The 26993-nt window shown below is 57.4% G+C and carries 23 protein-coding genes; 13 read left to right on the forward strand and 10 right to left on the reverse strand.

Annotated features, from left to right (window positions below):
* Positions 1-3: 3 nt before the first annotated feature.
* Entirely contained in the window at positions 4-1542 is a 1539-nt protein-coding gene (locus tag EH164_RS19425; protein WP_124970141.1) for a methyl-accepting chemotaxis protein, read from the reverse strand.
* A 270-nt stretch (positions 1543-1812) separates the two neighbouring features.
* Here EH164_RS19425 and EH164_RS19430 point away from each other — a divergent pair, with 270 nt between their 5' ends.
* Genes EH164_RS19430 through EH164_RS19445 form a run of 4 tightly spaced genes read left to right on the forward strand, consistent with a single transcriptional unit; the run spans position 1813 to position 5854 of the window.
* Complete coding sequence (locus EH164_RS19430; protein ID WP_124970144.1) at positions 1813-2811, forward strand: ABC transporter substrate-binding protein; 999 nt, start codon at positions 1813-1815, stop codon at positions 2809-2811.
* The gene (locus tag EH164_RS19435; protein ID WP_094420563.1) at positions 2811-3845 is read left to right on the forward strand and encodes an iron ABC transporter permease; all 1035 of its coding nucleotides are present in this window, start codon (positions 2811-2813) and stop codon (positions 3843-3845) included. The genes EH164_RS19430 and EH164_RS19435 overlap by 1 nt, the downstream gene beginning before the upstream one ends.
* The gene (locus EH164_RS19440) at positions 3845-4606 is read left to right on the forward strand and encodes an ABC transporter ATP-binding protein (protein ID WP_124970147.1); all 762 of its coding nucleotides are present in this window, start codon (positions 3845-3847) and stop codon (positions 4604-4606) included. The genes EH164_RS19435 and EH164_RS19440 overlap by 1 nt, the downstream gene beginning before the upstream one ends.
* A 15-nt stretch (positions 4607-4621) precedes the next feature.
* Complete coding sequence (locus EH164_RS19445) at positions 4622-5854, forward strand: MFS transporter (RefSeq protein ID WP_124970150.1); 1233 nt, start codon at positions 4622-4624, stop codon at positions 5852-5854.
* Here EH164_RS19445 and EH164_RS19450 read toward each other — a convergent pair.
* The 4 genes from EH164_RS19450 to EH164_RS19465 form a co-directional block, all read right to left on the reverse strand.
* Entirely contained in the window at positions 5819-8893 is a 3075-nt protein-coding gene (locus EH164_RS19450; protein ID WP_124970154.1) for an efflux RND transporter permease subunit, read from the reverse strand. The two genes, EH164_RS19445 and EH164_RS19450, sit on opposite strands and share 36 nt — an antisense overlap.
* Positions 8890-10008 (reverse strand): efflux RND transporter periplasmic adaptor subunit, encoded by a 1119-nt coding sequence (locus EH164_RS19455; protein ID WP_124970157.1) that lies wholly within the window; start codon positions 10006-10008, stop codon positions 8890-8892. Before EH164_RS19455 ends, EH164_RS19450 begins: the two co-directional genes overlap by 4 nt.
* Positions 10009-10086: 78 nt before the next feature.
* Positions 10087-11283: a cell wall metabolism sensor histidine kinase WalK gene (locus EH164_RS19460; RefSeq protein ID WP_124970160.1), complete on the reverse strand. Its 1197-nt coding sequence runs from the start codon at positions 11281-11283 to the stop codon at positions 10087-10089.
* Entirely contained in the window at positions 11280-11975 is a 696-nt protein-coding gene (locus tag EH164_RS19465; RefSeq protein WP_124970163.1) for a response regulator, read from the reverse strand. Before EH164_RS19465 ends, EH164_RS19460 begins: the two co-directional genes overlap by 4 nt.
* Positions 11976-12085: 110 nt before the next feature.
* Here EH164_RS19465 and EH164_RS19470 point away from each other — a divergent pair, with 110 nt between their 5' ends.
* From EH164_RS19470 to EH164_RS19480, 3 genes are all read left to right on the forward strand, one after another.
* Positions 12086-12874, forward strand: coding sequence for a MipA/OmpV family protein (locus tag EH164_RS19470; protein WP_124970165.1), 789 nt, complete (start codon positions 12086-12088; stop codon positions 12872-12874).
* A 132-nt stretch (positions 12875-13006) separates the two neighbouring features.
* Positions 13007-13567: a GNAT family N-acetyltransferase gene (locus EH164_RS19475; RefSeq protein ID WP_124970168.1), complete on the forward strand. Its 561-nt coding sequence runs from the start codon at positions 13007-13009 to the stop codon at positions 13565-13567.
* Between the two features lie 10 nt (positions 13568-13577).
* Positions 13578-14024, forward strand: a complete 447-nt coding sequence (locus EH164_RS19480) for a GNAT family N-acetyltransferase (protein WP_124970171.1) — start codon at positions 13578-13580, stop codon at positions 14022-14024.
* A gap of 30 nt (positions 14025-14054) precedes the next feature.
* Here the strand turns inward: EH164_RS19480 and betA are convergent, their stop codons facing one another.
* From betA to betI, 3 genes are read right to left on the reverse strand one after another with little or no spacing between them, the layout of a single operon-like run.
* Complete coding sequence (betA, locus tag EH164_RS19485; protein ID WP_124970174.1) at positions 14055-15734, reverse strand: choline dehydrogenase; 1680 nt, start codon at positions 15732-15734, stop codon at positions 14055-14057.
* Positions 15735-15760: 26 nt separating this feature from the next.
* Positions 15761-17233, reverse strand: coding sequence for a betaine-aldehyde dehydrogenase (betB, locus tag EH164_RS19490; RefSeq protein WP_124970177.1), 1473 nt, complete (start codon positions 17231-17233; stop codon positions 15761-15763).
* A gap of 13 nt (positions 17234-17246) precedes the next feature.
* A complete protein-coding gene (gene betI, locus EH164_RS19495) occupies positions 17247-17843 on the reverse strand; it encodes a transcriptional regulator BetI (RefSeq protein WP_124970180.1) in 597 nt (198 codons plus the stop codon).
* A 238-nt stretch (positions 17844-18081) separates the two neighbouring features.
* On the opposite strand from betI, the gene EH164_RS19500 reads away from it, so the two are divergent.
* The 6 genes from EH164_RS19500 (at position 18082) to EH164_RS19525 (ending at position 24533) form a co-directional block, all read left to right on the forward strand.
* Positions 18082-20112, forward strand: coding sequence for a choline transporter (locus tag EH164_RS19500; protein ID WP_124970183.1), 2031 nt, complete (start codon positions 18082-18084; stop codon positions 20110-20112).
* Positions 20113-20395: 283 nt separating this feature from the next.
* Positions 20396-22774 carry a type VI secretion system Vgr family protein gene (locus EH164_RS19505; RefSeq protein ID WP_241174980.1) on the forward strand — a complete coding sequence of 793 codons (2379 nt, stop codon included), beginning with the start codon at positions 20396-20398 and terminating at the stop codon, positions 22772-22774.
* A gap of 8 nt (positions 22775-22782) precedes the next feature.
* Positions 22783-23169, forward strand: coding sequence for a hypothetical protein (locus tag EH164_RS19510; protein ID WP_124970186.1), 387 nt, complete (start codon positions 22783-22785; stop codon positions 23167-23169).
* 70 nt (positions 23170-23239) lie between these two features.
* On the forward strand, positions 23240-23617 hold the full coding sequence (locus EH164_RS19515; protein WP_241174981.1) for a DUF3592 domain-containing protein: 378 nt from the start codon (positions 23240-23242) through the stop codon (positions 23615-23617).
* A 102-nt stretch (positions 23618-23719) separates the two neighbouring features.
* Positions 23720-24106 (forward strand): hypothetical protein, encoded by a 387-nt coding sequence (locus tag EH164_RS19520; RefSeq protein WP_124970189.1) that lies wholly within the window; start codon positions 23720-23722, stop codon positions 24104-24106.
* A 52-nt stretch (positions 24107-24158) separates the two neighbouring features.
* Positions 24159-24533 (forward strand): hypothetical protein, encoded by a 375-nt coding sequence (locus EH164_RS19525; protein ID WP_124970192.1) that lies wholly within the window; start codon positions 24159-24161, stop codon positions 24531-24533.
* Here the strand turns inward: EH164_RS19525 and EH164_RS19530 are convergent.
* The gene (locus EH164_RS19530) at positions 24530-24919 is read right to left on the reverse strand and encodes a hypothetical protein (protein WP_124970195.1); all 390 of its coding nucleotides are present in this window, start codon (positions 24917-24919) and stop codon (positions 24530-24532) included. The genes EH164_RS19525 and EH164_RS19530 overlap by 4 nt on opposite strands.
* A 44-nt stretch (positions 24920-24963) precedes the next feature.
* Positions 24964-26673, reverse strand: a complete 1710-nt coding sequence (locus EH164_RS19535; protein WP_124970198.1) for a DUF4153 domain-containing protein — start codon at positions 26671-26673, stop codon at positions 24964-24966.
* Positions 26674-26993: the final 320 nt, after the last annotated feature.

Raw genomic sequence — 26993 nt, forward strand, 5'->3', positions numbered from 1 at the left:
CGATTAGCTGAGCTTAAACACCGCTACCGCCTCTTCCAGCAGCTGAGACTGCTCTTTCAGCGAGTAGGCTGCGGCAGAGGCTTCTTCAACCAGCGCGGCGTTCTGCTGGGTAACGGTATCCATCTGCGCCACCGCGAGGTTGATCTGATCGATCCCGCGGCTCTGCTCACCGGTGGAGAGCGCAATTTCCGACATCAGTTCGGACACCTGCTTCACCGAGTTGATAATACGCTGCATGCTCTCACCCGCGCTGGTGACGCGATCGCTGCCCACCAGCACCTGACGACCAGAAAGCTCAATAAGCTCTTTGATCTCTTTCGCCGCCACGGAGGAGCGCTGCGCGAGGTTGCGCACTTCGGTTGCTACCACGGCAAAACCACGGCCCTGCTCGCCTGCGCGCGCCGCTTCGACGGCGGCGTTGAGCGCCAGGATGTTGGTCTGGAAAGCAATGTCTTCGATAATGCCGATAATAGTGCCAATCTTGCCGGAGCTGGTTTCGATCTCTTTCATCGACACCACCGCTTCTTCAACAATCGCATTCCCCTCTTGCGCCGCGCTGCGCATATTCCCCGCCAGGCTGTTGGCCTGCTGGGTGTTTTCAGAGGTGTGCTTCACGGTAGAGGTCAGTTCTTCCATGCTGGCAGCGGTCTGCCCCAGCGAAGCGGCCTGCTCTTCGGTACGCGCCGACAGATCGGTGTTACCCGCAGCGATCTCTTCTGCGGCGTAAGCCACGCTCTGGCTGGAGTTACGCACCTGAGAGATGATCTGCACCAGCGAGAGACGCATCTGCTCCAGCGCGCTCATCATGCCGCCAATCTCATCTTTCGAGTTGGAAACCACCGGCAGATTTAGCTCGCCCGCCGCCATTTTCTGGCAGTGCAGACGCGCGGCATCCAGCGGCGACAGCACACGGCGACGCAGCAGGATAAAGATCCCCACAATGATCAGCGTAAACAGCAGCGCAAAGACGCCGAGGGTCACCATGCTGTTCACGAAGCGGCTCTGCGCCTCAGTGTTCAACTGCTGGGCATACTTTTCACGGAACGCCAGCAGGTTATCAAGGGTGATCTCGAACTGGCGATCCAGCTGAGGGATAGTCGTGCTGACCAGCTGGTTGAAGCGCGCAGTGTCGTTGTTTTTCGCCGCATCCATCAGCGGACGTAAGCCGTTATCAACATAGTTCTGCCAGGCCTGGCGATAGGGCGTGGCAAGTGCATCTTCACCGGCAACACGCGGCGCAGCAAGATAGTTGTTAAACGCCGCCGAGGCTTTTTGCATCACCTCGTTGGCGCTCTCAAGGGAGGCCTGCGTTTTCTGGCTATCGCCCAGCGAGGCGTTAATCATCGCCTCCATCAGGCGTACGCGCAGGGTACGGCTATGGTTAATCGGATCGATGACCGACAGCACCACGCGGATCTCTTTGTTTACGTTATCCAGCGAGTCGTTACTGCGGGTAAGCGACCAGAGGTTAGATGCGGAGCTGATAAGGAAGATAGAGAGTAACAGACCAAAAACGAGCAATGAAAAACGCCTGACTGACATAGTGATCCCTTGGGTGATAGAGCGACAAAACGATGTGGCACCGCATAAAATGCGAATTGCCTTAAAAGAGTTATCGACCAAAAGGGAGCGAAATTTAAATTAAATAAACACATTTACACTTTTAATGAATCATCAAAATTCATTCATCAAACAAATTTTACTCCCCTTCACGCAAAGAAGATCTCGCATTCGTAATAGGATTCATTATCATTGCGAAACTATTTCGATGATTCCATAAATCACCATAATGTTAATGAAGGATAGTGTTGAATGAAGAAGGTTCTCTGCGCGCTGGGGCTGGCGCTTGCCTCATTAAGTTCTGCTTATGCCACCACATATCCCCTCACCCTTGAAAACTGCGGCTACAAAGAGACCTTCACCAAAGCCCCTGAGCATGTGGTCGCGCTGGGGCAAAACACCGCCGAGATCCTGCTGCTGCTTGGTTTAGAGGATAAAATCGCCGCCACCGCCTTCTGGCCGACCAAAGTCCTGCCGCAGCTGGCTGCGCAAAATGCGAAGATTAAAACCCTGACGGTGGAGATCCCGACGCTGGAGTCTGTGCTGGCGCAAACCCCGGATTTCGTAGCTGCGCAATCGCCGCTGCTGCTGGGGCCGGAGAGCAAAGTGGCGAAGCGCGAAGATCTCGCCACCGTCGGCGTTAACAGCTATATGTCGCCAGGTATGTGCGCCACCAAAAAGGGCACCGGCGATATGTACGGCAGCCGCCAGAAGCTGTGGGACATGACCTATCTCTACCAGGAGATCGAAGATTTCGCGAAAATCTTTAACGTTGAAGATCGCGGCCAGGCGCTGGTTGCCGACTTCAAAAAACGCGAAGCCGATCTGCGTAAAGAGTTCGGTAAAAACAAAAAAGATCTCTCCTTCGTCTTCTGGTTCTCCAGCTCATCCCCTTCCGCTGACGCCTACGTCGGCGGCAAAAACAGCGCCTCCGGCTTTATCGCCAACGTGCTCGGCGGCCATAACGCCATCACTACCGAAACCGAGTGGCCGACCGTTGGCTGGGAGAGCATCATTGCCGCCAACCCGGATGTGATCGTCGTCTCCAGCCTCGACCGCAACCGCTGGGCGCTGGATAACGCCCAGGAGAAGATTAAGTTCCTGAAGAGCGATCCTGCCGTCAGCCAGCTTGAGGCGGTGAAAAAAGGCCATATCGTGGTGATGGATGGCCAGGCGATGAACCCCACCATTCGCACCATTTATGGCGCAGAGCAGGTTGCTGAACAGCTGAGAAAGATGGGGCTTAATTGATGGCAGCGTTGCACCCAACGCGACAAACGTTGTGGTTAAGTAGTGCCGCGCTGCTTGCCGTTGTGCTGCTGGTGGTGGTGATTGCGGTAGGAGCCAGCGTCGGCGAACTGGCGATCCCGTTACCCAGCGTTTTCTATGCGATTGGCAATAAGCTTGGGCTCACCGCCGAGCCGCTCAACCGCATCTATGAAAGCGTGATTTGGGATTTCCGCCTCAGCCGTTCGCTGGTCGCCGCCTGCTGTGGCGCAGGGCTGGCGATTTGCGGCGCGGTGCTGCAAAGCCTGCTGAAAAACGCCCTTGCTGAGCCGTATGTGCTCGGCGTCTCGGCGGGCGCATCGACCGGCGCGGTCTCGGTAGTGGTGCTGGGTCTTGGCGCGGGTGCGGTATCGCTCTCGGCGGGTGCCTTTGCCGGAGCCTTTGCCGCCTTTGCGTTCGTGGCATTTCTCACCAACGGCGCGCGCGGCGGCAACGAGCGCACCATCTTAGCCGGGGTGGCCGCTTCGCAACTCTTTAACGCCGTCACGGCGTATACCATCAGTACCTCCGCCAGCGCCCAGCAGGCGCGCGACGTGATGTTCTGGCTGCTGGGCAGCTTTAGCGGCGTGCGCTGGCCGGAGTTCCAGCTGGTGCTGATCGTGGTGCTGATTGGTCTGGCGATCTGCCTCTACTACTCGCGGGCGCTGGATGCCTTCACCTTCGGCGATGATGCGGCGGCCTCGTTAGGCATCGCCGTGCCGTGGGTGCGCCTCGCGCTGTTTACTACCACGGCGCTGATCACCGCAACCATTGTCAGCATGGCTGGCTCCATCGGTTTTGTCGGGCTGGTGGTGCCGCATATGATGCGCTTCTTCTTTGGGCCGCTGCACCGCAGGCTGCTGGTTGCCTGTGCGCTGGCGGGCGCGATTTTGATGGTGCTGGCGGATATCGCCTCGCGCATGCTGATCGCCCCGCAGAGCCTGCCGGTGGGCGTCGTCACCGCGCTGGTCGGCGTGCCGTTCTTCGCGTTTATTATTTACCGTTCAAGGAATCGCTAATGAGCATCGCCGCTGAAAACATCACCTGGAAGGTGGGTAAGAAAGTGATCGTCAACGATGTCTCACTGACGGTTGCGCGTGGCGAAACGGTGGGCCTGCTGGGGCCGAACGGCTCGGGGAAATCCTCCCTGCTGCGCGTGCTGGCGGGGCTGCGCCGCCCGCATAAAGGACGCGTATTGCTCGACGGGCAGAACCTTCACCGGCTGCCCAAAAAGCAGCTCGCCCGTCGGGTAGCGTTCGTTGAGCAGCACGGCATGACCGATGCGAATATGCGCGTGCGCGACGTGGTGAAACTGGGGCGTATTCCGCACCACTCCCCTTTCTCCAGCTGGAGCACGGAGGATGATGAGACCATCTCCGCCGCGCTGGCACGCGTCGACATGCTGGAGAAAAGCCAGCAGGGGTGGCTGACGCTGTCGGGCGGCGAGCGGCAGCGCGTCCATATTGCCCGCGCGCTGGCGCAGATGCCGTCAGAGATCCTGCTCGACGAGCCGACCAACCACCTCGATATTCACCACCAGTTACAGCTGATGAAGCTTATCAGCGAGTTACCGGTGACCAGCATCGTCGCCATTCACGACCTCAACCATGCGCTGATGTTTTGCGACAGCCTGATTGTGATGCAGCACGGCGCGGTAGTGGCGAGCGGTACGCCGCAGGCGATCCTCACCGAAGATCTGCTGTGGGAGGTGTTTCGCGTGAAGGCGAAAATCACGCCATCGCCCTGTCATGATAAAAACCATATCCACTTCATCGCCTGACGTCAGGATTTCCGCATGTCTTTTCCCCACCTGCGGCCAGCGAAAAAGCTCTGGCCGCCTGTTTTACTCGGTAGCCAGTTTGTTTTTAATATCGGCTTCTACGCCGTGGTGCCCTTCCTGGCGATCTTCCTGCGTGATGATTTACTGCTCTCCGGCGGGCTGATTGGCCTGGTGCTCGGGCTGCGCACCTTCTCGCAGCAGGGGATGTTCTTTATCGGCGGCGCGTTATCGGACCGCTTTGGCGCGCGCGTCATTATCCTCTGCGGCTGCATTATCCGCGTCGCAGGCTATCTGATGCTGGCCTTTGGCCACTCGCTGGGGCCGATCATTGTCGGAGCCTGCCTGACCGGGATCGGCGGCGCGCTCTTCTCACCCTCGATTGAAGCGTTGCTGGCGCGCGCCGGTGCCCAGAGCGAAAGCCGCGGCAAGCGCAGCCGCGCCGAGTGGTTTGCGCTTTTTGCCGTCTGCGGCGAGCTCGGCGCGGTGCTTGGCCCGGTGGCGGGCGCGCTGATGACTGGCCTCGGCTTTCGCCAGGTGGCGTTAGCAGGTGCTGGGGTGTTTGTCGTGGCGCTGATAGTGCTCTTCTTCTGCCTGCCGCCCGCGCCGCCAAAACGCCAGACGCTGGCGGTCACGCCGTGGTGGACCACCTTTCGCCAGCCGCGCTTTGTCGCCTTTATCATTGCCTACAGCTCCTGGTTACTGAGCTACAACCAGCTCTACCTGGCGCTGCCGGTTGAGATCCAGCGCGCGGGCGGCAGCGAAAAAGATCTCGGGCCACTGTTTATGCTGGCCTCGGTGCTGATTATCACCCTGCAATTGCCCCTCGCCCGCTTAACGCGCCGCATTGGTGCCGCGCGCATGCTGCCGGTGGGCTTTTTGCTCATCTCCACAAGCTTTGCCAGCGTCGCGCTCTGCGCCGCCAGCACGCCGCCTGCGGGCTGGATGCGGCTGCTGCCCGCCATCAGCTTCGTCTCGTTATTAACCCTCGGGCAGATGCTGCTGGTGCCTGCGGCGAAAGATATGGTGCCGTGGTTCGCTGACGACGCCACGCTCGGCGCGCACTATGGCGCGCTGGCGACGGCGGGCGGTTTTGCCGTCCTGGCGGGCAACCTGCTGTTTGGCAGCCAGCTCGACCGGGCATTAACCCCCTCGGTTGAGGCGATCTACCCCTGGTTGCAGCTGGCTATCTTCCCGCTCTGTAGCGCGGTGGCCTTAATCTTTATCTGCCGCCCGATGCGCAGGGGCTAAGCGGGCGCTCAGTTGCAGCACCAGGCTGAACGCGGCGGGTAACACCGTCAGCGTCACCAGCGTTGCCACCAGCAGCCCGCCGATAATGGCGTAAGCCATCGGCCCCCAGAACACCTGATGGGAGATGGGGATCATGCCGAGGATCGCGGCGCAGGCGGTCAGCATAATCGGCCGCGCGCGGTGCTCCGACGCGGCGATAATCGCCTCATCAGGCTGCATCCCAAGTTGCAGGTTACTGTCCACTTCGCTAATCAGGATCACCGCGTTGCGGATGATCATCCCCGCCAGTGCGATCACTCCCAGCAGCGCGACAAACCCCATTGGCGTGCCGGTCGGCAGCATCGCCAGCACAATTCCCGGCAGGCCAAACGGTGCCATGGTGACGGCCAGCAGCATGCGCGAGAAGCGCTGAAGCTGAACCATCAACAGCAGCAGCATAATGATCAGCGTCACCGGCAGCACGGCATACACCGAGCCGTTGCCCTTGTCCGACTCGGCAACCGTGCCGCCCTCCTCAATGCGATACCCGGCAGGCAACTGGGCGCGTAGCTTATCCACCGTCGGACGCAGGCCGGATGATACCGCTTCCGCGCGCAGGCCCGGCGCGAGATCCGTCTGCACGGTGATAAAGGGCAGCCGCTGATGACGCCAGATCACCGGGTCGCCCAGCCCCCACTCTGGCGTCGCCACTTCGCTCAGCGGAATTTTTGTGCCGTTAGAAGTTGGCAGCATCAAGGTGCCGAGCGTGCCGATATCGAGCCGCTCGCGATCGTTACCGCGCAGCACCACGTCCACCAGCCGATCGTTATCCCGCACCGTGGTCAGCGTCGCGCCGGACCAGACGGTATCAAGCATCTGGGCAATGCTTTCCGAGGAGACGCCCGCCGCGCGCGCGGCGGTCTGATTAACCTGTAAGCGGATCATCCGCTCCGGCTCCCCGGCGGTCAGGTTCACTTCCCGGGTCAGCGGCGAGCCGCCAATCTGCGCCGCCAGTTGATGCGCCAGCGTCTGCACTTTTGCATAATCCGGCCCGCTCACGCGGTAGCGCACCGGCCAGCCCACCGGCGGCCCCAACTCCAGCGGCGACACGCGAGAGGTAATGGCGCTGAACTGGCTTGCCAGCAGGGTCTCCAGCTGTTGACGCAGCCGGTCACGGGCGGCGAGATCTTTTGCCACCACCACCAGTTGCGCGGTGTTCTCGTTGTCCTGCAAAACATCCATCGGCAAATAAAAACGCACCGCCCCGGAGCCAACGTAGCTGCTGTAGCGATCGAGATCCTTATTACCGGTCATCGCCCGCTCCAGGCGTTCCACCTGCTTCTGCGTCTCGGTCTGCGAGGCGTTAGCGGGCAGCGAGAGCGTCACCAGCAGTTCCGGGCGATCGGAGGCGGGGAAAAACTCCCCCTGCAAATAGGTGGTGCCGACCAGCGACAAACCCAGCGCCAGCAGCGCCAGTGCCAGCGTGGTCAGCCGCCAGCGCAGCGCGAGGCGCAGCAGCGCCTGATAGCCGCGCTTCAGCCTGCCAACGCGATCGCCGTGCTTTTCTATGCGCGCGGGCAGCAGCCAGGTGCCGGTGAGCGGGGAGAAGAGGATCGCCACCAGCCACGAGCAGAGCAGCGCGATCAGCACCACGGCAAACAGCGAGTAGCAGTACTCCCCGGCGCTGGAGGCGGCGAAGCCGACGGGAATAAACCCGGCAATCATCACCAGCGTGCCGGTAAGCATCGGAAAGGCGGTAGTTTTGAAGGCATAGGTAGCGGCTTGCCTGCGCGACTCCCCCGCTTCGAGGCGTGCGACCATCGTCTCCACGGTGATCATTGCATCATCCACCAGCAGACCGAGCGCGATAATCAGCGCGCCGAGGGAGATACGTTGCAGGCCGATCCCGGCGAGCATCATCCCGGCGAAGGTCATCGCCAGCACCAGCGGAATGGCGGCAGCCACCACCAGACCCGCGCGCAGGCCCAGCGAGACAAAGGAGACGGCGAGCACAATCACCACCGCTTCTACCAGCACGCGGACAAAACCGCTCACCGCCCCGCTCACCACCTGCGACTGATCGGCCACTTTCACCATCTCAATGCCGTGCGGCAGCTGGGCCTGGATCTGCGCCATGCGCTCATCCTGCGCCTTGCCAAAGCGCAGCATATTCCCGGTCGAAGCCATCGAGATCGCCAGCCCCAGCGCCGGTTGCCCGTTAACGCGAAACTGTGGCGCGGGTGGCTCAGCGGTCTGGCGGGTGACGGTAGCGATATCGGTGAGTGGAATATAGCGATCGTTGATATGCAGCGTCACCGCCCGCAGGCTCTCTTCGCTGCTTAACGCGCCGCTGACGCGCAGCGCCACGTTATCCTCGCCGGTGCGGATGGTACCGGCAGGCGCGATGGCATTTTGCGCCTTCAGCGCCGTGCTGATCTGCTCAATATCGAGCCCCATTCCCGCCAGCTGACGCGGGGAGAAGGCGATAACAATCTGCTCCTGCTGTTCGCCGATCATGCTTATCTTGCCGATATCGTGCAGCGAAATCAGGCTGCGGCGGATGGTCTCCAGCCGATCGCGCAGTTCACGCGGCGAGTAACCGTCGGCGGTAAAGCCATAGATGGTGCCGAAGGTATCATCAAACTCATCATTAACCTGCGGCCCCTGCGCGCCCTGCGGCAGATCGGCGGCGCTGTCCTGCATCTTTTTCCGCACCTGGTACCAGATGTCGGGCACCGCTTTTGGCGGCGTGTCATCGCGCAGGTTGACGTTGATAATCGTGCTGCCAGCGCGGGTTTCGCTCTCAATAAAATCGAGGTGCGGAACCTCCTGTAACTTCTTCTCCAGCACGTCGGTGACCAGCTGCGTTGTCTCTTCGACGCTGGCACCCGGCCACTGAGCGGTGACGACCGCCGTTTTGATGGTGAACGCCGGATCTTCATTGCGCGGCAGTTGCTGATAGCAGAGCACGCCCATCACTATCACCAGCAGCATAAAAAAGGTGACCAGTTGCTGATGTTCCAGCGCCCAGGCCGAGAGGTTAAAGCGCGAGCGTTTCATGGCTGTAACTCCCCGGCGATCACCTGCTCACCGGCGCGCAATTTGCTGACGCCCGCAGTAATGACTCTGTCGCCGGGGCGCAGGCCGGAACGGATAAACACCGATGAGGCGCTATAGCCACCCAGCGTCACCGCGCGCGGCTGCGCCCGGTTTTTCTCATCAATCACAAACAGCGCCGGTTGTTGACCAAGACGGCTTAATGCCGGGGCGGGCACCGCAAAGCCTGCGGATGCTGACTCCGGCAGCGCAATGGTGGCGCTGGCACCGAGCGCCATCGCCGCGGGCGGGTTTGCCAGCGCCAGCCGCACCTGCCAGGTGCGCGTCTGCGGATCGGCCTGCGGGCTGATATCACGCAGGCTGCCGCTCGCCTTCACCGACGGATCCGCCAGCAGCGCAACGGTGAAAGTTGCGTTTGATGCCAGCTGGCGCGGGTCGGCAACAGCAAACACCACGTCGCGCGCCTCGCTGGTGGCGAGGGTAAAGACCGACTGCCCGGCGCTGACCACCTGCCCGGCAGAGGCGTTCACGCGCGTGATGATGCCGTCTGCCGGGGCGACCAACTGCGTCCAGCTCAGATTCTGCTCGGCATTGCGTAATGCCGCAGTGCTGCTTTTCAGCTTTGATGCCGCTGATTGCCAGTCGGCGCGGGCGCTGTCGAGCTGCGTGCGGGCAATCGCGCCGGAGGGCATTAACGCCTGCATCCGTTTCAGATTCAGCGCTGCTACCTGCTCAGCCGCGCGGGCACTCTCCACATCGGCGCGCGCGCTGGCGAGCTGGTTTTTGCCGGTTTCGCTCTCAAGGGAGGCCAGCACCTGCCCGGCATGCACCCGCGCGCCAATATCCACCTCACGGGAAATCATGCGGCCATCCAGGCGGAAGGCCAGCGTGGTCTCATCATGGGCGCGGATCTCGCCAGTGCGCACCGTTTGCGAGTTTGCCGCACTGTTAGTGACGACCAGGTAACGCACCGGACGCGGCGGTGCCGGTTTATCGGTTTTCTTCTCGCCACAGCCGGTCGCAGCCAGCGCCAGCGATAGCAGCAGAGGAAACCCGCGGACAGCGTGCAAAAGCCTGTGCGCGAGCGGGCGTGCGTAAGGGATAAACTGTTCTGACATAGCGCCACTCCGGATCGGTAATGGCGCTATTACAGGCGTGACGCGTCGAGATTCAGCCCACGTTTCGTCAAGGTTTTATCAAGGCTGCAACTTTTCTTGCGCCTCAACCACGTGGGGAAGGTGAAGGGTAATCGCCAGCCCGCCCGCTTCCGGCAGCGCGGCGCTGATGCTGCCGCCGTGGGCATCGACAATCGCCTGGGCGATGGATAACCCAAGGCCGCTGCCGCCGGAATGGCGCGCGCGCGAGGTTTCGGCCCGCGTGAAGCGATCAAACATCAACGGCAGAAAATCAGCCTCCACGCCGGGACCGTCATCGGTGAAATCAATTAAATAGCCGCTCGCCTGCGAGGTGAGGGTAATAAACAGATGGCCGCCCTGCCGCCCGTAACGCACCGCATTCTCCATCAGCACGGTAAAAACCTGCCCTAAGCGGAAGGCGTCGCCCTCCAGCGGCGCGGGCGTTGGCGCGGTCAGGGTAAAGGTGAACCCGGCGGCGTCGGCCTGCGGTTTCATCCACGCCGCGCGTTCGCGCAGCAGATCGTCTAAGAGCAGCGGCTGGCAGTTGAGCATCAGCTGCCCGGCGTCGGCCAGCGAGAGCAGGTGCAACTCATCCGTTAAGCGGCGCAGCAGTTGTAATTGCTTCATCACCATCGACATCTGCGCAGGGCTTGGCTCAAACACGCCATCCAGCATCCCCTGCAGGCGACCAATCGCGGCGGTAAGCGGCGAGCGCAGTTCGTGAGCCATCGCCACGTGGGAGGCGCGCAGTTCACGCTCATAGCGCGCCAGCTGGCGGGTCATGCCGTTAAAGTCGCTGGCAAAGCGCACCATTTCGGCGGGCGCCTCTTTTACCAGCTCAGCCTGTGCGCCAAATGTCCCCTGCGTCACCTCTTCGGCGGCGTCGCGCAGGCGGCTAAATTGCAGGGTCAGCGGGCGGGCATAGCGCAGCCCCATAAAGACGATAAAGGGGATCATCACCAGCACCAGCACGCCGACCATGATCCAGTCCGTTGAGGCGATAGTGGGCGTGGAGTAGCTCAGCCCCCACCAGGTGTCGACGATTTCGTGAAAGCGCACCGGGTTGATTTCGGGGTTCTCTTTTAACAGCAGAAACTCGGCGCGCACGGGCGCAGGCATGACGTGCAAAACCCAGAAGATTTGCACAGCGTAGCGCAGCCACATACAGACCGCGATGATGATCACTGTACCGATCGCCAGCGCGAGGATGCGCACGCAGATCCAGCGCCAGAGTGACTGTTGAGCTAAATTTTTCATGGTTGAGCGAACCTGTAACCGACGCCGCGCACGTTGCTTAACACGCCGCTGACGCCCGCATTTTCCAGCTTTTTACGCAGGTTGTAGACGTGCGTGTCGACCACCCGCTCCAGCGCTTCGCTTTCGGGCAGGCAGTGCTCCAGCAGATGCTGGCGGGAGAAAGCACGCGTTGGATGGCGCATCAGTGTCGTAAGCAGGGAGAATTCCGTCGGCGTCAGTTCCAGCGCGCGCGTCTGCTTATCTTCTTGCGTGACGGTCACGCTAATGGCGACGGTGTCGACCGCGAGGTTGTGCCAGCGCAGCACTTCTTCCTGAGTTTCCGCGCGCTGCGTGCGCCGCAGTACCGCCTGCACGCGCGCCACCACTTCGCCGGGGTGATAGGGCTTCACCACATAATCATCCGCGCCGTAACGCAGCGCGCCAATGCGATCCGGCGCATCGCCGAGCGCGGTGACCATGATTACCGGCACATCGCTTTTGCGCCGCAGCGCCGCCAGCACTTCGCTGCCGTTCATGCCGGGCAGCATCACATCAAGCAGGATCAGATCGGGCTTGCAGCGCTGCGCCAGCTCCAGCCCGGCCAGGCCGTCGCTCGCCAGCGTCACCTCATAATTTTCACGGCGCAGATAGGCCTCCAGCACGCCCGCCGCATCCGCGTCATCCTCAATCACCAGCACTCTTTTCGCCACCATTTCCCCACCTTGACCGTTTCTTAACACTTTGCTGACGGTTTATTGATACGACCTGTCTATGTTCCCTTTCAGCGCTTGCGCACACCCTTTCCCACCGACGAGATGTGACGATGATAACGAGAAAACGTACGTTGTATAGCCTCTGCGCCCTGCTGGCAGCCACCGCCTCTGCGGCGCACGCCGATGATGATCCATCGGCACAAAATGGCGTTACTGTAGGCATTGGCGCACAGTCTGCGCCGCGCTATAGCGGTTCAGACAAGCAGCGCCTGCAATTCGTTCCGCTGATTCAGGCGCGTGATAATGCCCTCTTCATTGATTCGCAAAAGGGCATCGGTTACGACCTGCAAAGCGATAACGGCCTCTATCTCGAACATACGCTCGGTTACGGCCTTGGCCGCGACGAGAGCAACTCCTCCTGGCGCGACGGGGCTAATAACCTGAAAGGGATGGGGAAAATCGATGCCACGATGAATACGGCGTTTGCCGTCGGCTGGTCGATCACTCCGTGGCTCTCCGTTGAAGGCAAAGCGACGCTGCCGCTGACCGACAGCCAGGGCGTGCAGTATCAAACCTCGGTGACGCTGCTGCCGGTGCAGAGCGCCAGCGATACCGTTGCACTCCAGTCCGCCGCGCTGTTTGGCGACAGCCGCTATATCAACACCTTTTATGGCGTCAGCGCGCGGCAGAGCCAGCGCAGCGGTTTTCGCCCCTATGATCGCGCGGGCGGTTTCTACGGCGTCAACAGCTCACTCACCTGGAGCCATCAGTTCGACGAACACTGGGGAACGCTGCTGAGCGCGGGCTACACCTGGCTTGGCGATCGCGCGGGCGACAGCCCGATTGTCTCGCAACGTAATGAGGGAACCGGCACGCTTGCCGTGACCTGGACCTTCTGAACAGGGGGAAGATCGTGAAAAAAGAGGATTATCAGTTGGTGGGGAAGATCTGGTTTGGCTGCTTTCTGGTTTACCTCGGTGCCTATCTGACATATATCTCTTTGTAATGATTGCCAACAAAACAGCGATGAGATGAATAAAGACGCCCACACTCAAACAGCCCTTTGCCTCGACACGCCACGGCTGGTCTGCACGCAAATCGAGGAACTGGATCGCGATTTTTTTAGCCGCCTGATGGCGAGCGCCGAGGTGCAGCATTACATCTCGGACGCGCGCGCGCCAGAGGAGATCGAGGAGGCTTTCACCGCCCGCTTGCCGCCCTGGCAACCAGGGAGCGCACACTGGCTCTGCCTGGTGGTGCGCGACAGAGCGAGCGGTGAAAGGCTCGGCGTCACCGGCTATATCCATCGCGAAGCGGACTGCGCCGAAGTGGGCTTTCTCTTTGCTCCCGAGGCGCAGGGAAAAGGCTATGCGCGCGAGTCGTTACAGGCGGTGTGCGATTTCGCCTTCCATCAGGGTGGCATCCGGCGGCTGACGGCGACGGTCACCGCCGGTAATCACCCCTCTCGCCGCCTGCTGGAAAAAGTGGGGTTTGTGCTGGAGGGCGAACTGCGCGAGAGCTACTGGCTGCATAACCGCTGGCACAATGACTGGCTGTTTGGCCTGCTGCGCCAGGATTATCTCCATCAATAACGAGGGTGTTATGACGCTAAACATCACCGCCATTACCCCGGCAGTCGACGGTTTTCAGGCGCTAAAACAGGCGAGCGTGGCGGAAGGATTTAATATGCTGCGCAGGCTTGAGGAGAACTGGCTTAATCAGCACAACCGCTTTGATAAGCCAGGCGAAATGCTGCTGGGCGCGTTGCTTGACGGCCAACTGGTCGGCGTTTGCGGGCTGAATATCGACCCGTTTGTGCAGGGAGATCGCGCAGGCCGGGTGCGCCACCTCTACGTTGCCGCAGCCTATCGCAGCCAGGCAGTGGGCAGCGCGCTTTTGAGGGAGATTGTCACCCACGCCGCGCAGAGTTTTGATCATCTCTACACGCATGCACCGCAGGCGGCGTTCCGCTTTTACCAACGCGCAGGCTTTGTGCCAACGGAAGGGATTGAGCGGGTGACGCACTGCCTGCGGTTGGGGCAAAACTAGCCGGTAAGATTGCCCTACCGGCTGCTGGCGTTACGCGCGCATCGGCTCGCCGCGCACCGGACGGTCGCCCGCCACGAAGTAGTCGGCGTTGCTGCGCGGCAGCGGCGTGCGGCCACGGATATTATCGGCAATCTTCTCGCCAATCATAATGGTGGTGGCATTCAGGTTACCGGTGATGATCAGCGGCATAATCGAGGCATCGACCACGCGCAGCCCTTGCAGGCCGTGCACGCGCCCTTCCCCGTCCACTACCGCCATCTCGTCGCTGCCCATTTTGCAGGTGCCGCACGGATGGTAGGCGGTTTCGCCGTGGTTACGCACAAACTCATCCAGCTGCTCGTCGGTCTGGCACTCGATACCGGGGCTGATCTCACGCCCGCGATACTTATCCAGCGCTGGCTGGTTGATGATCTGGCGCGTAATGCGGATCGCATCGCGGAACTCCTGCCAGTCCTGCTCGTGGGCCATATAGTTAAACTGAATGGCCGGGTGCATACGCGGATCGCGCGATTTCAGGCGCACAAAGCCACGGCTCGGCGAGCGCATGGAGCCAACGTGGCACTGGAAGCCGTGGGCTTCGACCGCGTTGCTGCCGTTGTAGTTAATCGCCACCGGCAGGAAGTGGTACTGAATGTTCGGCCAGGCGAACTCTTCCCGGCTGCGGATAAAGCCGCCGCCTTCAAACTGGTTGCTGGCACCAATCCCGGTGCCGTTAAACAGCCACTCCGCGCCGATTTTCGGCTGGTTCCACCACTTCAGCGCCGGGTAGAGCGACACCGGCTCTTTGCACTCGTACTGCAAATACATTTCGAGGTGATCCTGCAGGTTTTCCCCGACGCCCGGCAGATCGTGCACCACGGGAATATCGAACTTCTTCAGCAGATCCGCCGCGCCGACGCCGGAGCGTTGCAGGATCTGCGGCGAAGCGATGGCCCCCGCGCAGAGCAGCACTTCGCGGCGCGCATGCACCTGTTGCGGCGTGTTGCTGGCACCGTGCAGATACTCAACGCCCACCGCCCGCTTGCCGTCGAACAGAATGCGATCGGTGGTGGCATGGGTGATGATGGTCAGGTTAGAGCGTTTCTTCGCGGTATCGAGGTAGCCACGCGCGGTGCTTGAGCGACGCCCGTTCGGCGTCACAAAGCGATCCATCGGGCCAAAGCCCTCTTGCTGATAGCCGTTGAGATCCTCGGTGCGCGGATAACCTGCCTGCACGCCCGCTTCGATCATCGCCGCAAACAGCGGGTTGTTGCCCGGTTTGCAGGTGGTGATGCTGACCGGGCCTTCGCCGCCGTGGTAGTCGTTTGCGCCGATATCACGCGTTTCCGATTTGCGGTAGTAAGGCAGGCAGTCGAGATAGGTCCAGCGCTCAAGCCCCGGTTCCTGTGCCCAGTTATCGAGATCCATCGCGTTGCCGCGCACGTAGCACATGCCGTTGATCAATGACGATCCACCCAGCCCTTTACCGCGCCCGCACTCCATGCGGCGGTTGTTCATATGCGGCTCGGGTTCGGTTTCATACGCCCAGTTGTAGCGTTTTCCCTGCAACGGGTAAGCCAGCGCCGCAGGCATCTGCGTGCGGAAATCAAAACGGTAATCGGGACCGCCCGCTTCAAGCAGCAGCACGTTGACGTCGCTATCTTCGGTCAGTCTTGTTGCCAATACGTTCCCTGCGGATCCGGCTCCGATGATGATGTAATCAAATTCCATTAGTCGCTCCTCAGGTTAAAATTCACTCAAAATACAGACTGGAAACGGGTCATTTCGAGCTGCACAGACTTCACCTGGGTGTAGTTTTGCAGCGTCATCAGGCCGTTTTCACGCCCGACGCCGGAGTGCTTGTAGCCACCCACCGGCATTTCGGCGGCGGATTCGCCCCAGGTGTTGATCCAGCAGATCCCCGCTTCAATCTGATGAATGACGCGGTGCGCGCGGTTGAGATCCTGCGTCACCACGCCAGCGGCCAGACCGAAGTCGGTGGCGTTGGCGCGGCGTACCACTTCCTCTTCGCTTTCATAGGTGAGGATCGCCATCACCGGCCCGAAGATCTCTTCACGCACAATGGTCATCTCGTCGCGGCAGTCGGTAAAGACCGTTGGCGCAACCCAGGCACCGTTATCGAACTCGCCGCCAGTCAGACGTTTGCCGCCGCAGAGCAGGCGCGCGCCTTCACTGATGCCGGATTCGATATAGCGCATCACGTTGTCGCGGTGCGGGAAGCTCACCAGCGGGCCGAAGTTGGTGGCCGGATCGTTCGGATCGCCCGCTTTAATACGCGCCACGCGATCGGCGATCTTCACTTCAAACTCTGCCTGCCATTTCGCCGGGATAAAGACGCGCGTGCCGTTGGTGCAGACCTGGCCGGAGCTGTAGAAGTTGGCCATCATCGCGATATCGGCAGCGAGATCGAGATCCGCGTCGTCAAAGATGATCAGCGGCGATTTACCGCCCAGCTCCATGGTGACCTCTTTCAGGGTCGAACCGGCGGCATTCGCCATCACTTTTTTACCGCTGGCCACGCCACCGGTGAAGGAGACTTTGTCGATGCCCGGATGTTCGGTCAGCAGCTGGCCGGTGACCGCACCGCTGCCCGGCAGAACGTTAAAGACGCCGTCTGGCAGGCCCGCTTCGGTGTAGATTTCCGCCAGTTTCAGGGCGGTGAGCGGTGTGACTTCGCTCGGTTTGAAGATCATTGCGTTGCCCGCAGCCAGCGCCGGTGCGGATTTCCACAGCGCGATCTGGATCGGGTAGTTCCACGCGCCGATACCGGCAACCACGCCAAGCGGCTCGCGGCGAGTGTAGACAAAGGAGGTGTCGCGCAGCGGGATCTGCTGCCCTTCCAGCGACGGGATCAGCCCGGCGTAGTACTCCAGCACATCGGCACCGGTGACAATATCAACCGCCTGGGTTTCGCTCAGCGGTTTACCGGTGTCGAGGGTTTCCAGCGCGGCCAGCTCGTCATTGCGCTCGCGCAGAATATCGACCGCGCGACGCAGGATGCGTGAACGCTCCATCGCCGTCATCGCCGCCCAGATTTTCTGGCCTTTACGCGCGCTTTCTACCGCGCGATCGACATCGGCCTGCGCCGCTTCGTGCACCTCGGCTAGCACTTCGCCGTTGGCCGGGTTGATGGTCTGGAATGTTTTTCCAGCCGCGGCGGGAACGTATTGACCATCAATATAGAGCTGCTGTTCTGCGAATCGGGACATGATTCCTCCTTCCTCAGGGATTCTCTGCGCCAGCCAACTGCTGGCGGATGAATTGGGTGGTGAGCGTTCGGGCAACGTCCGGGTTGAACGGTTTGCCGCTCAGGGCTGCGCGCAGCCACAGGCCATCAATTAAGGACGCCAGGCCATGCGCTGCCAGCCGGGCCTTTTCGCGCGGCAATTCGCGGCGAAACTCCGCCGTCAGGCTGGAGAAGAGGCGTCGGCTGCTGACCCGCTCAAGGCGGCCGAGCTGCGGTTGATGCATGCTGCTGGCCCAGAAGTCGAGCCACGCTTTCATCGCTGCGCTGTGTACCTGCGTTTCGTCGAAGTTACCGTCGACAATCGCCAGTAAACGCGCTTCGGTCGTGGCCTGGGCTAACGGTTTCAGGCGTACCGCCACCGCGTCACGCAGCTGGCGTGTGATATCGCGCATGGTGGCTTCCAGCAGGCCGTTTTTGTCCTTGAAGTAGTGGCTGATGATGCCGGTCGATACCCCGGCCCGGCGCGCAATCTGCGCAATGGTGGCGTCGTTGATCCCGACGTCGTTGATCGTATCCAGGGTCGCATCAATCAGTTGCCGACGGCGTATCGGCTGCATTCCCACCTTTGGCATGACTCCCTCTTCCACCGCAAAGTAAGGGCTCTATTTAATCTTTTTTTGATTGCACGTTCAATATAAAAAAAGAATTTGTTAAGGTAATGTACCTCCGCTGTTACAAAAACGAAGCGGCAGTGTGTAAGCTGTAGCAGGCTCAATCCGTAACAAAAATGAGGGAAAAACAACAAGAAAGAGGCAGCACGTTACAAGTAATCTTTTGATTTATTTACAGGAAATTAACCAGAGGTAACCGATGATTAATCCACCTGCCAGTGAAAAAGACAGAATCAATCCTGTGGTGTTCTACACCTCCGCCGGACTGATTCTGACATTTTCACTTGTCACCATTCTCTATAGCGATCTCGCCGCGGCGTGGATCCAGACCACCGTTAACTGGGTGTCGTCCACCTTTGGCTGGTACTACATGCTGGCCGCCACGCTCTATATCGTCTTTGTCATCTATATGGCCTGCTCGCGCTACGGGGCGATCAAACTCGGGCCAGAGCAGTCAAAACCGGAATTTAGCCTGTTAAGCTGGTCGGCGATGCTGTTTGCCGCCGGGATCGGCATCGATCTGATGTTCTTCTCCGTCGCTGAACCGGTGACGCAGTATATGCAGCCGCCGGAAGGTGCCGGGCAGACGATGGAAGCCGCGCGCCAGGCGATGGTCTGGACGCTGTTCCACTACGGCTTAACCGGTTGGTCGATGTATGCCCTGATGGGGATTGCCCTCGGCTACTTCAGCTACCGCTACAACCTGCCATTAACCATCCGCTCGGCGCTCTACCCGATTTTTGGTAAACGCATTAATGGCCCGATTGGCCACACGGTGGATATTGCAGCGGTGATCGGCACCATTTTCGGTATCGCCACCACGCTTGGCATTGGCGTTGTGCAGCTTAACTACGGCCTGAAGGTGCTGTTTGATGTGCCGGAAGGGTTAACCGCGCAGATGGCGCTGATTGTGCTGTCGGTGGTTATCGCCACCATTTCGGTCACCTCCGGCGTCGATAAAGGCATCCGTATTCTTTCTGAACTGAATGTCGCGCTGGCGCTCGGGTTGATCCTGTTTGTGCTGTTTATGGGCAAAACGGATTTCCTGCTCAACGCGCTGGTGCTGAACGTGGGCGATTACATCAACCGCTTTATGGGCATGACGCTGAACACCTTTGCTTTTGATCGCCCGACGCAGTGGATGAACAGCTGGACGCTCTTCTTCTGGGCCTGGTGGGTGGCGTGGTCGCCGTTTGTCGGCCTGTTCCTTGCGCGCATCTCACGCGGTCGTACCATCCGCGAGTTCGTGCTCGGTACGCTGATCATTCCGTTTACCTTTACCCTGCTGTGGCTGTCGGTGTTTGGTAACGCCGCGCTGTATGAGATCATTCACGGCGATGCCGGTTTTGCCCAGGAAGTGATGGCGCATGCTGAACGCGGCTTCTACAGCCTGCTGGCGCAGTACCCGGCGTTTAAACTGAGCGCCTCGGTTGCCACCATTACCGGCCTGCTCTTTTATGTCACCTCGGCGGACTCCGGCTCGCTGGTGCTGGGTAACTTCACCTCGAAGCTGAAGGATATCAACAGCGATGCGCCGAACTGGCTGCGTATCTTCTGGTCGGTGGCGATTGGCGTGCTGACGATGGGGATGCTGATGACCAACGGCATTTCCGCCCTGCAAAACACCACGGTGATCATGGGTCTGCCGTTCAGCTTTGTGATCTTCTTTGTGATGGCGGGACTTTATAAGTCGCTGAAGGTGGAGGATCACCGCCGCGCCAGCGCCAGCCGTGAAACCGCACCCTATATTCCGGCGAGCAACGATCGCCTGAGCTGGAAAAAGCGTCTCTCGCGCCTGATGAACTACCCGGGCACGCGCTACACCCAGCAGATGATGGAGACAGTGATCTACCCGGCGATGCAGGATGTGGCGAAAGAACTGGAGCTACGCGGCGGTCGCGTTACGCTGGAGAGTGTGCCTGCGGAGGATGATAAACCGCTCGGCCATCTCGATTTGCGTGTGCTTCTCGGCGACGAGCAGGACTTTGTTTACCAGGTCTGGCCGCAGCAGTACTCCGTTCCCGGCTTTACCTACCGCGCGCGCAGCGGTAAGTCGCACTACTTCCGTCTGGAGACCTTCCTGTTAGAGGGCAGCCAGGGGAATGACCTGATGGATTACAACAAAGAGCAGGTGATTATCGATATTCTCGATCAATATGAACGTCACCTTAACTTTATCCATCTGCACCGCGAAGCGCCCGGCGCAAATATTGTTTACCCACAGATGTAACGTCATAAGGCCACGCAAGTGGCCTTATTTTTTCAGGCAGATGAATTTGCGCTAAGGGAAAGTGTTTTTAGGAAAAATCTGCAAATACGACTCAGCTTTTCAATTTCATGCATTGCGCTCTGTATCTGAAGATGTCGATCTGTAAAATGACTTCTTTCATGGAATGGTTGCGCATTGACGTTAAACGTTTATTCCCGCCAACCGTGAGCACAGCAAAAAACCAAAAAAAGAAACACCTCGCAAACCTTTGAACGCGCGGGGCAATAGCTCCGGGAGAGTTGCTATGTTTGACCGTATCACCGTCACCCCGCCAGCCGGCGCCGAGTCGCTGATGTTCTGGAAACTTAACGGCACAGAAGTGATGTCGCGATCCTTTGCACTGAACGTCACGATGTTAAGTGAAGATGGCAATATTGACCGTAGAGCGCTATTAGGGAAACCCTTAACTATTAAGGTGCCAACCCAGAGCCTGCAACCACGCTATTTCAACGGCAAAATTACCGAGGTGAATCTGCAAAGCACCGAGCTTGATGGTGTGCGTTACGCAGTATATCTCCTGAAAATTGAATCCGATTTATGGCCGCTGCTGCGCGACCGTAACCAGCGTATTTTCCAGAACCAGCGTGTGCCGGACATTATTAAAACCGTGCTGTCGGAATATGGCGTTAAAACGGAAGATAAGCTGACCGGCGACTACCGTAACTGGGAGTATTGCGTTCAGTACCAGGAGAGCAGCTACAACTTTATTAGCCGCCTGATGGAGCTGGAAGGGATCTACTTCTACTTCCGCCATGAGGCGGATTCCCACACCATGGTGCTGATGGATGCGGCAGAGCATCATGAACCTTTTAGCGGATATGAAGTTATCCCCTATCACGCCACCCTTTCCGGCGGGTCGACGGATAAAGAGGGTATTGGTCAGTGGGCGATCAGCGAACGCGTTACGCCCGGCCTTTACAGCATCGATGATTACGACTTCCGCAAGCCGAACGCGTGGATGTTCCAGGCGCGGCAGAACCCTGCTTCGCCCTCACCCGGCCAGATTGACTATTACGAGTGGCCGGGCCGTTTTGTCGAGCATTCGCACGGTGAGTTTTACGCCCGTATCCGCCAGGAGGAGTGGCAGGCCGAGCAGCAGCGCATTGACGCCAACGGCACGGCGCTCGGTATCACGCCGGGTTATACCTTTACTCTCGGCAACCCGCCTTTTGCTGGCAGCAGCAATGATTATCTCGTCGTCAGTGCCGCCTACACGCTGGAAGAGAACAGCTACGCCAGCGGCAGCGCATCCGACACTATTCATCAGATTCAGTTTGTGGTGATACCGGCGGCAACCACCTTCCGTTCGGCACAACGCACGGAGTGGCCACGCACACATGGTCCGCAGACCGCCCGCGTAGTTGGCCCGCAGGGTGAATCAATCTGGACCGACCGCTATGGCCGCGTGAAGGTGAAGTTCCACTGGGATCGTCATGCAAAAGGCGATGACACCAGCTCCTGCTGGGTGCGCGTATCCAGCGCATGGGCTGGCCAGGGTTTTGGTGGGGTGCAAATCCCACGCGTCGGCGATGAGGTGGTTATCGACTTTATTAACGGCGACCCGGATCGTCCGATTGTCACCGGTCGCGTCTATAACGAAGCAAGCATGCCGCCATGGGATCTGCCGGGCGACTCAACCCGTATGGGCTTTATGACCCGCAGTAAAGACGGCAACAAAGATAATGCCAGCTATCTCTTCTTCGAAGATAAGCTCGGCAACGAGTCGGTTGACCTCCACTCCGAGCGGGATATGAACGTCTCCGTTGAGGGAATCCACAAGGAGACCGTGCATAAAGAGACGATCTATAACCATAAGCTCACCCGTGCCATAACGGTGGAAGATCACGACACGCAGACCTTTAATAAAGGGCAGACCATCTGCGTGAGCGCCGAAGGCCGTAAAGAGACGATTGTCGATAACGAGACCAAATCAGTCACCGGTTACTCCGACAACAGCTACACCAAGAATCTGGTGATCAAAACCGACGCCTCGGTCAGTACCCTGGCGGCAGAGAAGATCATGTATGAAGTGCCGGAAGTGGTGTTTGGCCAGGTGGTGAATGCAGAGGGTCAAGAGTCGGCGTTAACACCGGTGCCTTTTGATATCAGCAAACCGGTGGGGCCCGTCATGTCGGCGCCAGGATCAATGCCTTCCCCGGCTGACTATATGTCTTCAGCTTCATCAAGTGCCATTGGCGCCGCCACGAAAGTGACCTACAAGAAAGGCGTAGTGACACACGTCGAAGGGGTCGATAAGTTAACGGTCGATCAGAACCACATTGTCGACATACATGGTAATGCATCGAGGAATATTCAGGGCGTGCTCACCGAGACAGTGCTGGGGGAGATGAACCTTTATTCTCCAAGTAAGATAACCATCAAAAGTGATACGCAAGTGAATGTCGATACGCCATGGGCTGTTGAAACAAAATGGACAGCTGTAGGTTGCAGTGCGTTTACTGCCTCTGTGGTAGGCTTTTCCACTGGAATAACAACGACTAAGTTGGAAAGTAATTCCGTAAACGTTGTCTGGAATAACGGCATAAAATTCAAAGTTGGTAGGTTTCAATCCAGCAATTACGCGTTGGCATTCAAGAACGCAGCGTTAACATCATTCATATGAGGTTTAGTGTGGAAATATTTTTAAAAGGGTTCCTATATATATCCGTTGGCATTGTGGTATTAGCAATCTGTATTACTACAGTCAAAAGCTTAATTGAAAAAAAAATAGCTAAAGAGATTATGACAGATCCTTGCTATATAGAAGCAATAATCACAGAAATTATGCCAGGCACGCCGACCTCTTATGGCATAGTAAACATTACAGTTACTTATGAGTTTACTGCTAATAATGGGAAAACTTACAAGAAGGAAAAAATTCTGACGGCCATTAAAACAATGGATTTACAAAAATTCAATGAGGGATCGACTATTCCTGTCGTTTATCTTAAAAGCGATCCATCGAAGAATATGTTGAACATGAGGAATGCGATGGAAGATTACAAGCGATTTGGATAAAAACGTAAGTTTGAGTTTTATGCAACATGTAGTTTTCGACACGCGTAAGGACTATAAGGATTTTTAATTTATGGTTATAGATTTCCTTTCTTATATCATGCCGAAAATTGCATGGATCATTCCTTTATGTATTTTAATCTTCGTTGCATATGTTTTTATTAAAAACAGAGAATCAGATAAGCTCGACGATTATATAAAAGAGAATGGCGTTGATGTTGAGGGAACTATGACAGTAATCAAGCCAGATGCAGCTCAAACCATAAACAATAAAATAGTTGCTGTTATTACTGTGCAGTATGAGTTTGAAGGCAAAAGCATAACTTCTAAGCGTGGTCTTAGTTTTTATATAACGGACAAGGATAAGTTTAAGGTTGGCAATAAAATCAGGATAAGAATAAATCCTGCAAACCCGACGCAGTTTTACTATACTGATTACAGAACTTACTAACCATACACATAATATCTATCAATGATACCCAGCTTTTTCTAGCTGGGTATTATTGCAAATTTATAATTATTCTATTTCAAAACCTGGAATTTTAAAGCTGTTATGTTCGATATTATAGCAAAAGCAATCGTTTATCTATTTATTGGGTTATTTATCACCGCGATATGCTACTCAATAATAAAAAGTTTTTTTGATAAGAAAACAGCCAAAGAGATCTTAAAAGATCCCTGCTATGTTGACGCAACCATTACACAGATTATACCGCGTACACCATCGAATTTCGGCATAGTTAGCATTTATGTTGATTACCAATTTACCGCAGATAATGGGGAGACATATGAGAATAAGAATGTACTCATAAATATCAAAACCATGGATCTTTATAATTACAAACAGGGTTCAACCATTCCTGTGGTCTATCTTAAAACTGATCCAGCCAAGAACATACTCAATATGCGCGATGCAATGCTGGATTATAAACGCCGATAGGCATTATCTCTTAAAAGATAAGCATCTATAATACTGGAGAAACAGAACTATCATGATGGAATTTTTATCAACCGTTTCACCAAAGTTAGGCTGGTTTATCACTGGCGGCATGTTGCTTGTTTTCGTTTATATCGGCATCACTAACTGGCGGAGCCAGTCCAAAGATGCAAAAACCAAACAAAATGGCACTGACCTTAAGGCAAATATCGTTGATTTAAAACTTGATGAGCGTCAGGGCGTTAATAATCATCTTACGGCAGCCGTGACGGTGAAATATATTTTTAAAGGAGAGGAAATTATCGCCAAACGTGGTATTGCTTTCCCTTTTATTGAAAAGGATCAGTTTTTTCCTGGTGCCGAAGTCAATATCCGTGTCGACAATGAGACGGGGAAACACTTCTATTTTAGCGATTACAAAACCTATTAACTCCGTGGTGTTGCGGGGCAACTGCCTTCCTGTTTGCTACGCACTTTCACCAGCACCTGATGCAACTGCCCGATGGAGAGATTGCGTACCACGGGCTCTGGTTCGCCGCGCAACCAGCGAAAAAAATAGCAGATGCCGACTAGATCGAGACCTTCGCTTGTAAAGAGGTACTCGTTCTCCTTTAACGAGAAAAGCGAGCGGAAATCCTCCTCATCTGTTGCAAAACGGACAGCAAAAAACTTCTCTGCTTCTTCAAGAAGCTCAACGCCGTCATCACCGCAAATACCCAGATCCTCTTCCAGCAGTGTGCTTTCATCGATCGCTTTGCGCGTACATCCCGAAAACTCACGCACAAAAGCAATCACCTCTTCTACGCTCGGGCTCACTGTTGCACTCCTCTCGCCCGGCTTTATGGCGCCGGGCGTAATGATTACTGGCCTTCAAAGCCGTAATACTGCACCGGATAGCGCTGACCGTTGATCTCCAGATCGCGCCAGGGCTTGCTGACGGTTTTCGGCATACTTTCGCGCAGCGCTTTTTCGGCGTTTTGCGACAGCGTGACGCTGCCCGCCTGACGCCACTCATTGCCCTGACGGGTATAGACCGAGATCCCTGCGTCGTTGCGGTTATAGAGCAGCACTTCCGGCGTGCCGTCGTCGTTGAGATCCTGCATCCAGATCAGGCAGGCGCTGCTATCCACCATGCAGGTGCTCAGCGTGTGATCAACATACTGCGTTTGCGCCTGCCACCAACTTTCCGGCGGCGCTTCGCTGCCCGCGCGCAGCGGGATGCTTTTCTGCAACGCGTTAATGTCTTTCTTCGTGCCTTCGTGATAGCCGCCGAGGATTTGCATCAGCATCGCTTGCTGCTGCACCGGATCTTTCAGCCACTGCGGATGCGCTTTCAGCATCTGCAACGCTTGTTTCCCCCGACGTCCGGCGTTGCTTAACGTATAGAGATCGCCGTCATCGGCTTTGGCTTTGCCCTCGGCGTATCGCGCCAGTTGATTGTTAACAGTGATGCGCAGCGGATCGACAACCGGCGTATGCAACAAAAACCAGCCGCAGGCTGTTAGCGCCAGCATCAGAACGGTGAAACGGTTCATGTTAGCCGCGCCCTGCGTCCAGGCCCGGCGCTGATAGCTCACCAGCAGCAGAGACCCGATCAACGCGAGAAGCGTAAGAGCCACGCCGTAAACGCGATCCACCGTCCAGCCATATTCAGCGATGCGCAGCCACAGCGCCCAGCCCGCCAGCGCAGCGAGCAGCGGCGTGATCCACTGCGCCACCAGCACCAGACGCGCGATCACCTGCGACCAGTGTGACGTAGCTGGCGCTTTTTCGCCAACCATGGCGCTGAACGCCAGCATCAGCAGCGTCATAGTGAGCAGAAGTGTCGCGGCGGAGACAGAGGCCGGGATAATCGCCAGCCCGGTAAAGGGCAGGCAGGCCATAAACAGCAGAGAGATAACCGCATGCAGCGGCAGCAGGACGCTGACCGCAAGCGTCAGCAGATTACGAAACAGCCCGGCAGCACCAGGCAGGCGTCGGCAAAAGATAATGCCGACAGCGATGGCTGCACCCGTCGCCATCGGCGGGAAAAAAGGGTTATCAAAAAAGAGGCGCTCGAACAGCGTGATGCCAATCATGCTGAAGAGTTTGCTCCACAGCAGCAGCACCAGCCAGAACAGCCCGGTCATTACTGCGGTCACGCCCAGGGTGAAGGTGTTGTTCCATAGCGCGCCGGTGATAAAAGCATTTCTATCCGCTTTCTGCCCGGACGGCGTGCAGAACGCCGCCAGAAACGGCATCACCAGAGTAAGCAGAAATGTCGAGGCACCGAAGTTTGTGCCGTGAAAATCATCGTTCGGCAACCCGGGAAAGTTCCAGCGCAGCCAGCCGGTCATCAGCGCGATAAACGGCAGCGTCAGCAGCGCGCAGAGCCACGGCTTAAAGTCTTTAACGCGATAAAGCGTGAAGGCGAGCACGCTGGCAAATGCAATGGCAAGCGGCGACAGATAAATTGAGTAGTTATCATGCAGCTTAAGCGCGTCCGGCAACGCCCATAGCAGCCCGGCGAGCGTGCCGATGGCGATAATCACCCATCTGGTTTTTGCCGGGAAATCCTCTTTTTGCAACATCGCGATTCCTTTGCTGTTTGGCTGTGTGAAACGTAGTTATACGCTTATTTTTTCGTCAAAAATCACTACGGGTTTTGCTGGCTCTTTTCTTGCTCTGCTTTGTACGGTGCACGCTCAGGCATTGTCCATGCTGAGATGGAGAGCGCAATCACTTGTTTGGGTGGGGAGCTTAATCGCATACCACGCATTGACTCGAAATAGCCAGGGAAGCATCTGGCGCACAGAGCGTAACTCAGCCATTAATGAGTTTTTAAAATAGGAGCCAATATCAGAAAATTATTATTAGATTTCTTGATCTACTGCCAAAGATACTCGCAATC

It is taken from the genome of Kosakonia sp. CCTCC M2018092 (assembly GCF_003864115.1).
GTDB lineage: Bacteria > Pseudomonadota > Gammaproteobacteria > Enterobacterales > Enterobacteriaceae > Kosakonia > Kosakonia cowanii.